Annotated in this window: 4 protein-coding genes and 1 pseudogene; 4 read left to right on the forward strand and 1 reads right to left on the reverse strand. The window is 58.7% G+C overall.

Annotated elements, in window-relative coordinates:
* The first annotated feature begins 64 nt into the window (after positions 1-64).
* From BG57_RS28380 to BG57_RS28390, 3 genes are all read left to right on the forward strand, one after another.
* Positions 65-3,064 (forward strand): putative bifunctional diguanylate cyclase/phosphodiesterase, encoded by a 3,000-nt coding sequence (locus BG57_RS28380; protein ID WP_081851021.1) that lies wholly within the window; start codon positions 65-67, stop codon positions 3,062-3,064.
* A 604-nt stretch (positions 3,065-3,668) separates the two neighbouring features.
* Positions 3,669-5,849, forward strand: coding sequence for a hybrid sensor histidine kinase/response regulator (locus tag BG57_RS28385; RefSeq protein ID WP_035970243.1), 2,181 nt, complete (start codon positions 3,669-3,671; stop codon positions 5,847-5,849).
* A 434-nt stretch (positions 5,850-6,283) separates the two neighbouring features.
* Positions 6,284-7,330, forward strand: coding sequence for a GGDEF domain-containing protein (locus BG57_RS28390; RefSeq protein ID WP_035970244.1), 1,047 nt, complete (start codon positions 6,284-6,286; stop codon positions 7,328-7,330).
* A gap of 452 nt (positions 7,331-7,782) precedes the next feature.
* Here BG57_RS28390 and BG57_RS28395 read toward each other — a convergent pair whose 3' ends face one another.
* On the reverse strand, positions 7,783-9,009 hold the full coding sequence (locus BG57_RS28395) for a glycosyl hydrolase (RefSeq protein WP_229753898.1): 1,227 nt from the start codon (positions 9,007-9,009) through the stop codon (positions 7,783-7,785).
* 665 nt (positions 9,010-9,674) lie between these two features.
* Here BG57_RS28395 and BG57_RS33580 point away from each other — a divergent pair.
* A pseudogene (locus BG57_RS33580) lies at positions 9,675-9,860 on the forward strand (hypothetical protein); the annotation flags it as partial.

The raw sequence follows: 9,860 nt of genomic DNA on the forward strand, positions 1-9,860 counted from the left end.
TCCCCCAGCATCGCATTTGACCTTGTAGCAGCCGAATTGTCGGCAAATACCGACCGTCTAACGAATGTCCACCGCCAATACGGCGATTGTCCCTATTAACCGCGGCACCAGGCAGGCCGATATTACACGGGAGTGCGGCTCAGAAAAGATATCGACGGTTTCAGTAGCCGGCGAATCGGCAACGTCGCGCGGGCTTAGCTATGTTTGTTATTGCATCAACCAAAACGAAATGAGAACGATCGCGCCGCGGCTGGATTATCGGGCCCAACTGGCAAACACCGTTGCACTGTTCTTAGACATGATTCGCAGTCGTGGGCTGGTCCGGCGGCTCGTCGCCGGTACTCTATTGATTGCAGTGACAACAAGCGCCGCATTAGCCTGCTACTGGGCGAGTGTTTCGCACGCCCGAGAGCAGGCCGCACTTAATGATGCCCTTGCGGTAAGTGCACAGTTGGAACTACTCGCCACCCTGCACATCGATGCTAACGCCGACTTCCTGCAAGGGGTAGGCACTGCCCGATTCAGTTCCAATGCGTGGCCAGTTGCCCGAACTGCTGCCGTGATGCGATCTTATGACTTTCTGGAGAAGTCGTTCGGCAACAATGCTGCGGCCCTCTATCAGCTCTCGGCCCTACGAAGCGGCACGGCGTCCTTAGCGTCGCAACTCGATAAGGCTGCCAACGAGGTCGCGAGCGCGGGACCATTGCGGATGATCGACCCCAGCCGGCTGGAGGCCGCAAATAAGACGCTTCAAAAGATCATGCACATGGTCTCGGAACTACAGCGCATGCAAAACTCCGAACTCGCTGCAATGCAATCTAGAGCGCAAGCACAGTTGGCTCGGCAGCGAATCACATTCGCGCTCGCCCTTGCTTTCGGCCTCTGCTGCTTTGGATACGCGCTTTCGTTCGCACACCGGGCGTCGCTTGCTCGAAATGCGGCCCGCATCACCGCTCGACAAGCGCACGACCGCTTCATCGAATATTTCGAGCAGCATCCCCTTGCCATGCTGATCTACGATATTCAGACGCGCCTCATCCTCACCGCGAACGCCGCAGCCCAACGCCAGTACGGCGGCGATCTCGGCACGCTCAGACGCATCACAGTAGACGAACTTCGCCCGCTCGATGGAATCGAGCCCTTCCGGCAAGACCTCCTTACGTACATCCGCTCAGGATCAAAGGCTGGTTCTGCAGGCGTTAGACGGCATTCGACGCTGGACGGGCGGACGCTTCACGTCGATGTTTCTTACCACTTCTTGGAGTACGCGGGCCATTCGGCATGTTTCATCACGGCCGCAGACGTGAGTGAACACGAGACGGCACGGGCGGAGCTTCGGATCCGCAGCCGAGCGCTCGACGCCTCGCAGAACGCCGTGCTTATCACCGAGTCGGGACACAGCCAGGCTGAGCCGCGGGTCGTCTATACAAACCCGGCATTTGAGCGTTTGACAGGCCTTGCTGCAAATGAAGTCCTCGGCGAACGCGCGAAGGTTGTACTCTCCGCAGCCTTCAGCGGCGAGCACGCGCCGACGCCAATCAACCGCAACAGCGACGGCATCAACGATGGCTCGACGGTAGTCAGCGGCAAGCGTGCTGATGGGACCCTGTTCTGGGCACAGCGACAAGTATCGCCGGTTATCGATGAGCGAGGCGTAGCGACCCACGCCGTGACTGTTTTTAGCGACATATCCGAGCGCATTCGGGATCAGCAACGCCTAAGCTGGCTCGCCAGTTCCGACCCATTGACGCAGTTGCCGAATCGGGCCGCACTTCACGCGAGGCTGGGAGAACTTATAGCGACGGCTTCTAGCCGCGGCCATCGCGTAGCCGCCGTCTTCATCGACTTGGACAACTTCAAGGAGATCAACGATTCGCTTGGCCATACAGCCGGTGATTGCGTGCTGAAGGAGGTTGCGGGCCGGCTGTCTCGCGAGGTGCGCGAGCCAGACGTAGTGGGCCGCATCGCGGGCGATGAGTTCGTCGCCCTGTTGTCCGGCTCGGACATTGATCGACTAATCGACGAAGCGCGCCGGCTGCACAGATCGGCTAACGCAGCTTTTCCAGTGGGCGAAGGCATCGTCGAGTCGCGGGCGAGCGTGGGTATGGCTGTTTTCCCGGACCATACGACCAATGCGGAAGAGCTCATTCGGTGCGCGGATGCGGCGATGTACCACGCTAAGCGTGAGCGCGACGGCGCCATGCGGATCTTCGACCGGTCCCTCGCAGTGGCAAACGCAGAACGCCTACACCTGACGCAGCAGCTCCAACATGCTTTGAAGTGCGACGATTTCCGGTTGGCGTATCAACCGCGCATTACTGTCTCAGGCTCGCGAACAGTTGCGTTCGAAGCGCTGCTCCGCTGGACTGATGCTACGCGCGGCGATGTAAGCCCGGCGACCTTCATCCCGCTTGCAGAAGAAAAGGGACTCATTGTTCCAATTGGCGAATGGGTGCTCAGGAACGCATGTTTGCAGGCCAGGAAGTGGGCTGACGATTACCCGGACATCGTTGTTTCGATAAATGTTTCGCCGCTGCAGTTCCTGCGCTCGGACTTCGCGAAGACGCTCGAACGGACAATGCACAGCGTCGGTGTCAATCCGCGCAACGTCGAATTGGAGGTCACCGAAAGCGTACTCATGACGCCAGTCGCGCTTGCGTGCCTGCATCAGATCCGCCGCTTAGGGGTTTCGATTGCGATCGACGACTTCGGGACGGGTTTCTCCAGCCTGACCTATATCCGCGACTTCAAGGCGGACTGCATCAAGCTTGACATGTCGTTCGTGCACGGCATCGGCGTGTCAACAATCGACGAAGTCATCGTCAGGGCAGTGCTCGCGATGGCGCACACACTCGGCATGCGGGTCGTCGCAGAGGGAGTAGAAACGCCGGAACAGCTAGCTTTCCTAGCGGATCATCGATGCGATCAGATTCAAGGGTTTTACCTTGGAAAGCCCATGCCTGCGTCGGATGCTAGCGCAACGCTTGCGCGGTCGAACAATGGCAGCGAGCACCGTACAGGAAAGCCAGTGCAACGGCCGCACCTTCAAGTTATTGACTCATAGCGAGACCTGGTGGCCTACCTCCGGCAGCTAATGCAGATGGGACGCTCTGTTCGCCCTGTGTCATACCCGGCGACGCAGCAAGGTTCGGTCACTTCGGCCATCTGAAGCGCCCAGCACGAGGCGGAGGCAACGTGTTGTGCAAACAGTCGCTTAATTTTGTCAGCCGCCATTGGAGGCGTTGCACGAGGGTCCACCGTAACGCGACCGTTTTATCAAATATCTCGAGCAGCGTCCGCTTAAAGAGACGTTGGCAGACTGGCGTCGCAGGTGTGCACTGCTGGCATAAGCCACCTCAAGTTGACGACCCGGGCCTTAGTTGGTAATCGACATGGGCGCCGCAGAGGGGGCGATCCGCGGTCCTCTCGCCCACGTGGCAAGCGACACAAAGGTGGCGTTATCGGCAGCGAACACCTCCTCGGACGCTGCGCAGTGGCGTGGCTTCCGAGGAGACGCTCGTACAAAGGGCGCTCGCCCGCCCCGCTGGCTAGCCACTTCAACACCCGTACTAATATCCCTAGTACAATTTCCCGCGTTGGCTCGTTAGAGCGTGCAAACGTTTGCACGCGCTGCACTGCTGTCTTCGGCAGACTAGACGGAGAGGACATTGAGTCCATTACAACGAGACGCCGTCTCATCGGGCAACCTTGCACTTCCACCGTTGAACTTCCGTGCCGCACGGCGACGACTTGTCGGGGGGCTGGCAGCTTCCATCGTCATTCCTATCGTGCTTGTCTGGCTTTACGCCTCTTACACGTATCATCGGGCGATAACCGAAGAATCCTCGACGCTGAATAGGTTTGCATGGATTGCGGAAGCGAAAGTCACGGATCTACTTGATGTCAATCGGCAATTGATTGCCCGCGCTGATGATGCAATAGGCTCGCGTGATGCGCTGCAGGTTTCACGAGACGCTCAATACTTGCATACTGTCTTCGCATCCCTGGTGGCATCTCAGCCACAAATCGCAACGCTCTCCGTCGTTGACTCCGATGGCAAGTTGCTCGTCAGCAGCCGATACTTTCCCGCTCCGAATGTCTCGATTGGCGGTCGGGACGATTTTACGTCGACCCGCGCGACGCTAAGTCGATTTCATATTTCCCTCCCTCAGCGGGGTCCAATCCAGGGAATCGATATCGTCAGCTCGTTATCCGCGAGAGTTGCACATGACGGCCGTTTTCTAGGCGCGCTCGTCATATCCCTGCACCGCGACCACTTGGTGAGGTTTTACCAGCAACTTCACGCGGAACACCACGCCGTGACCGTTGGTCTCTATCGGGACGACGGTGCTATATTGGTGCGGTTCCCGCCTGCGCTGCTCCCGCATCCTCCGGCGACACATCAACTTCTTGCTGGGGAGTTCGTTCGGAAGCCCGAGCGCGGCTTTTCGAAGATTGATTCTCCATTGGACGGAAAGCCAAAACTATTGGCCTATCGTAGAGCGGGTCCGTACCCGGTTTATGTGTCAGCGGGCCTCGCTACAGCTGACATCGTCAACAGTTGGCTACGTGATGACATGTCCATAGTGCTTGCAGCCCTCCTTCCGTGCACCTTCTTGTGGGCGCTCATCATCTTCTCACTTCGTCGGCTCAGAGCAGAAGAGTCTTCGTGGAATAGTTGGCGTCACGAGCTCAGCCGCCGTCAAGCGGCGGAAGTTGCCGCACGAAGGATGCAAAGGATGGGGGCACTAGGCAACCTCGTCGCCAGCGTCGCCCACGACTTCAACAATCTGTTGATGGTCGTAGGGGCGAACATGGAAATCGTGCGTCGGAAGGGGTACAACGGTGTAAAACCCGAAATCGATGCGGTAGAGCGTGCGTCGGTCACCGCCCGTGCGCTTGCCCGTCGGCTGATGAGCGTGGCGCGTCGAACGCCACTTCGGGTTCAAACAGTACAACCCGGCCAATGGTTGACCGAGACGAAGCCTCTCATTGCGTCGGCACTGGGCAGTGACGTGTCGTTGCACATTGATGCCATAAAGTCGTCGTGGCCTGTCGCGGTGGACGCGTCGGAAATGACGTCCGCGCTCGTGAACATCGCGGTAAACGCCAAAGACGCGATGCCGCAAGGCGGCTCATTCGCGATACGGTGCAGCAACATAACGTTTGCAACGTCTCAACATGGCTTGACGCCGGGCCACTACGTCGAGTTTGCCTGTGAAGATAGCGGCACTGGAATGGTGCCAGAGGTCTATCAACATGCTTTCGAGCCGCTATTTACGACCAAGCAGGCCGGTGCCGGCACAGGACTCGGGCTCGCTCAGGTTGCAGCGATGGCTGAACAAGCCGGCGGCACAGCACGAATCGATACGAGCGTGGGACGCGGCACTACAATATTTTTTTATCTGCCGCGGCTGATTGAAGACGCCGTGGCGAAAACGCCCGGCCCAATTGCATCCGCTGCGGAATCTGATCATGCGCGCCCGACTCTGCTTCTCGTGGAAGACAATGAAGAAGTCGCGGCCGGTTTGGCTGCGGTGATAGATGTACTCGGCTGGACAGCGCGCCATGTACCGTCCGGCGACGCTGCTCTCGGAATCCTCGAAGAGGGTTGCGCTTTTGACCTCGTCTTGTCCGATATCCAAATGCCGGGCACTTATGACGGTATTCGACTCGTTGAGTGGGTCAAGCAACGGCGTCCGACTCAAGCGGTCACCTTGATGACAGGCTATGCCGAACATCTTGAGACAGCCCGACGGCTGGGCGTAGCTGTGCTGTCCAAGCCTTTTAATGCGGACGACCTAGACGCGCTATTGAGCAGCATTCGGCCAATGCAGACCCGGTACTAGCTTTGAGATCTCCGGGGCACAGCACACCGCAGGGGGTGCGCGGATACGTACGAACCGGTGATCAAGCCGGCAGTTTGGAAGCGGCATAGTACGTTCTTCGATCGATTCTTCGGTGGTCGGCGAACTGACGCCTGGACGTCTATTACTGCACCGGTGTAAGACGCTGGCGACAAACGCACGAAAAGAAACGGTTATGACCGTCTTTTCGCCACATGGCACGCGGAAAGAATAGCGTAGCGTAGGCATTCCTTCCAACAGTGGTTAAGACCAAAGTCTGCCGCTACAGCTGAGCGTACAAATTGATAGCCGTTGAAGAGACATTTGCCTCCCAGAGGCGGCGCTCGATTGCCATCTACGCGGTGATAGTCCTTGCGCTAACGGTTTCCGCAGTCGCATCAGCGTGGCAGGGTGTTGCTGTAATATCAGACATCCGTATGCAAGACCGCGTGGCGTCGGTTATTAAGCAGAGCGACGCGCTCCTGCTCGCCATCGAAGACGCAGAAACTGGTCAACGGGGCTTCCTCTTGACGGGCGACGAAAAGTACTTGCAGCCCTACTTCGAAGGCAAACGGGTCGCCGCGAGAGCTGTCGGCGATCTGATCGATTCCGTGCACACGCTTTCCCAGTTTGCGGCGCTACGGGCCATTCAGCGCGACATGCGTGACAAACTTGACGAGTTGGACCAAACGGTCAGGCTCGAGCGCGAGGGACACCATGAAGAGGCGCTTGCAATCGTTCGGTCCGATGCCGGCAAGGAGTCCATGGATCGCCTTAGAAGCGGCATCGGACGCTTCGTCGCGGACTGCGAGGCTCGTCGGAGCACTGCACTCACGGACAGCAGGCGGCGGGTTCAGGCGACCGAGTACGCATTTATCGCCTTGCTGCTCGGTGTCGCAGGGCTTTTGGCTTTCACCGCGTCAATGCAAGCGAAAGCATACAAGGGCGTTATACGCGGAACGAAGCGAATGTCGCGCGACGCGCTGCGCGACTCTCTCACCGGATTGCCCAATCGGCGCGACCTCGCTCGGCGTTTAGAGAAGTTACGAGCCGATGACGGCACGGCTCAACAACCGGTTACCGCATTATTCATTGATCTAGATGGATTCAAAGCGATCAACGACAAACTCGGCCACGCGGTCGGCGACGCTCTATTGCGGGCTGTGTCCGAATCGCTTAAACGGGTGACTCGGCTCGGCGACCTCGTGGCAAGGGTCGGAGGAGATGAGTTTGTCGTGATCGCACCTGGTTTGGCAAGCCCCTCGGTGATTGAGAAGCTGTGCGAGCGGTTGATGGCGGAAATTAGAGTACTTGCCTCGTCATACGGTGGCGTGGGGTTGAGCATCGGCGTCGCCACGCAAAGCGGTGCGGGTTTTGTCGCTGAAGAATTGCTGCAGAAAGCGGACAACGCAATGTACGTTGCAAAGCGCTCCGGCGGCGGGTACCACTTTGACGCGGGACTCAACTCTTGCTCCAGATCGTAGGCCCTGCCTTCGACCGCCCGCGCGATGATAGAAGTTTCCGTCGCCGCCAGCGCCCAAGGGATTGTTAAACAACGTTACGGGCCGCGCCGGCAACGCCACAGCGAAGCGCGGAACAGCCAACGCACGCTTCGGCCACGACCTTTTGACCGTCTTGACGAAACCGCACCGATAGCCGAAGCTCTGCTCAAGACGCTAGCCGGTAGAGGGCTCAAGGAGTGTGTGGTATCGAGACCCAGCCTGTAGGTCCGGCGTCAGTGACTGCAAACCGGAGCTTAGCCGTCGTCCGAGGGACCGACTCGCCGACGGGATATAGGGCCGCTGTTGGTCTGACTGCTGCCGGACGTAGCGACGGCCGCCTACGGGACGTGGACACTAGGGTGCTTCACAAACGCGCGCGGGCCCGTTTCACCGTAACGCTTTTCCCGTCAATGATGCGGGATGATGTCGAGCTCTCAAACGGGGTTCGCTTTCACAAAATTTTTGAAGAGGTCATACGATGCGCGCTTCGTCACGCCATCCCCGGCGATGAGACCGTAGTTGTCATCGATGACCGCGTACATCATGATCGCTTCGATGTTGTACTTGTCCTTCAGCGAGCGGTACTGCGCCAGCGCCTTCGGGACATATGCGGTCTTCTGGTCCATCGTGTCCTTCTGCGCGTTCCAACCCCACTCCGTCAACCAGATCGGCACACCGAACGAATCCTTGAGTGCCTGGAGCACGTCGTAGCACGCGCTGTTCTGCCAGCCGCACAGCATGTCGCCCGAGCTTTCGTACCAGTGATAGCAGGTGAAGTCCCAGCGAAGCGATGCGCTGCCGCTCACGCCATTGGTCGTGCCGTTCGGTGAGACACCGTTCCACAACATCTGCAGTGCGCGGTAGGACAGCGGAATGCCGGTGCCCACGCCGCACTTGATTGACGGATCGATTGCGCGCACGCCGTCGATCATGCCGCGCAGCACGCCACGCAGCGACGGCCACGCCGAGGCGCTCCAGTTTGCCGCGCTGCTGCCGTCGCCGCTGATCTTAAGCGGAACGTCGAGTTCGTTGCCGCATTCGATGTGCGACACGAGGCCCTTGAGCTGCGTCGTCGCGCCGGTCGCGAGGTTATAGCCGAGCGTGTAAGCCGACGATTCGCTGAGCGAGGTGTTCCAGCCGCACGACAGCGGGTTCAGAACCGGCAGGATCGACACGCCGCTGCCCTTGAAAGCGCCGGTGAGCGCGGCTGCGATGGTCTTGGCCATGCCCGAATCCGCGACGTCCGCGCGATAGTTGGTCACGCCGAGATCCTTGAGGATCGCGAGCTGCGCGGCGGCCGACATCGTCTTGTAGATGCCCGAGCCGTAAGCGAGGTGGCCGTTGATGCCGTAGAACTTCGAACCGGACGTCACCGCCGCTGCCGCTGACGCCACGCCACGTGGATCGGCCGTGCCGACGTTCTGCCACGGGCTGCCGTTCTTGAACCACGTGCCGGCGGAGTTCTTCGCGTAGATCGCGCCGTTGTAATAGAGGATGGTCGCAAGGGCGGCGGGCGATCCGGTCGATACGCCGACGCCGTTGCGGTTCACGCGGCCACCCACGAGCGTCCAGACGGCGCCCGAGCTGTCGGTGATGGACGCCGCGGGCGGAATGACGGTTCCGCTCGCGGAGGCTGCCTTTGAGACGGCCTGCGCATTCATGACGCTGTCAGACAGGTTTTCACTCCCGCCACCGCATGCGGCCAAAGCGGCACTGCCTGCGCCTGCCATCATCACTGAGAGGAAACCTCGACGCGTAACAGACCGACTCTTATTGGTTTCCGTCGCATCGGGGAGGCAAGCATTACTGGCGGTTCGATTAGCAGCACGAAACATGGCAATTAATTCGTCTCTGTGTAAGGTGAACGAATTATATTGGCCAAAAAGTTCCGCAAACGTTTCTAAATGTAACTCTTTAAAAAGAGCCTCATGCGTTCTTCCTGTATATCTTATGGAGAATCGTCATTCCTTCAGCATGCAGTAATCGAGGGATTCCTTCCACAAGCCAGTACAAATTACTTTGCCCGCGCGCGTAAAAACAGCGCGATATCCGGGTTGTGATTGTTGAGAAGGTAGTTATTGCTTATTTCATGTGCGGCCGGCCCAACTAAACGACATCTAAGTCCTCCCGTGCCGCGCTCGTACTACGTACGCACTTTCTTAGCCACGCGGCATTCGCCTGCCACCTTCGCCGAGGAAGAGTTGGCGAGCAGGTAATAATTGATGTGTCTGAGAAAATATACGGTAAAAACAGGGGTTTTCCGGGATGCGATCGATCAGTCAGCCGGACGATACTGCTTGAACAGCACACAGCTTTCGGAGGAGAAGTGGCTAAAGCATTCTTTACGCATCAGAAGCTGTTCGATATGGCCGTCGAGCATCTCAAGAGCCAACGCACCGCGGCACTGCTGCCGGGTGGAGGCGGGGCCTACCGCAGCCGGTCCGGAGGGTGTCCAGTAGGCGCGCTTGTGCGTGCTATGGATTGTTTACGCCGACCGAAAATTCAGCCACAT

Origin of the sequence: Caballeronia grimmiae (assembly GCF_000698555.1) — a bacterium.
GTDB lineage: Bacteria > Pseudomonadota > Gammaproteobacteria > Burkholderiales > Burkholderiaceae > Caballeronia > Caballeronia grimmiae.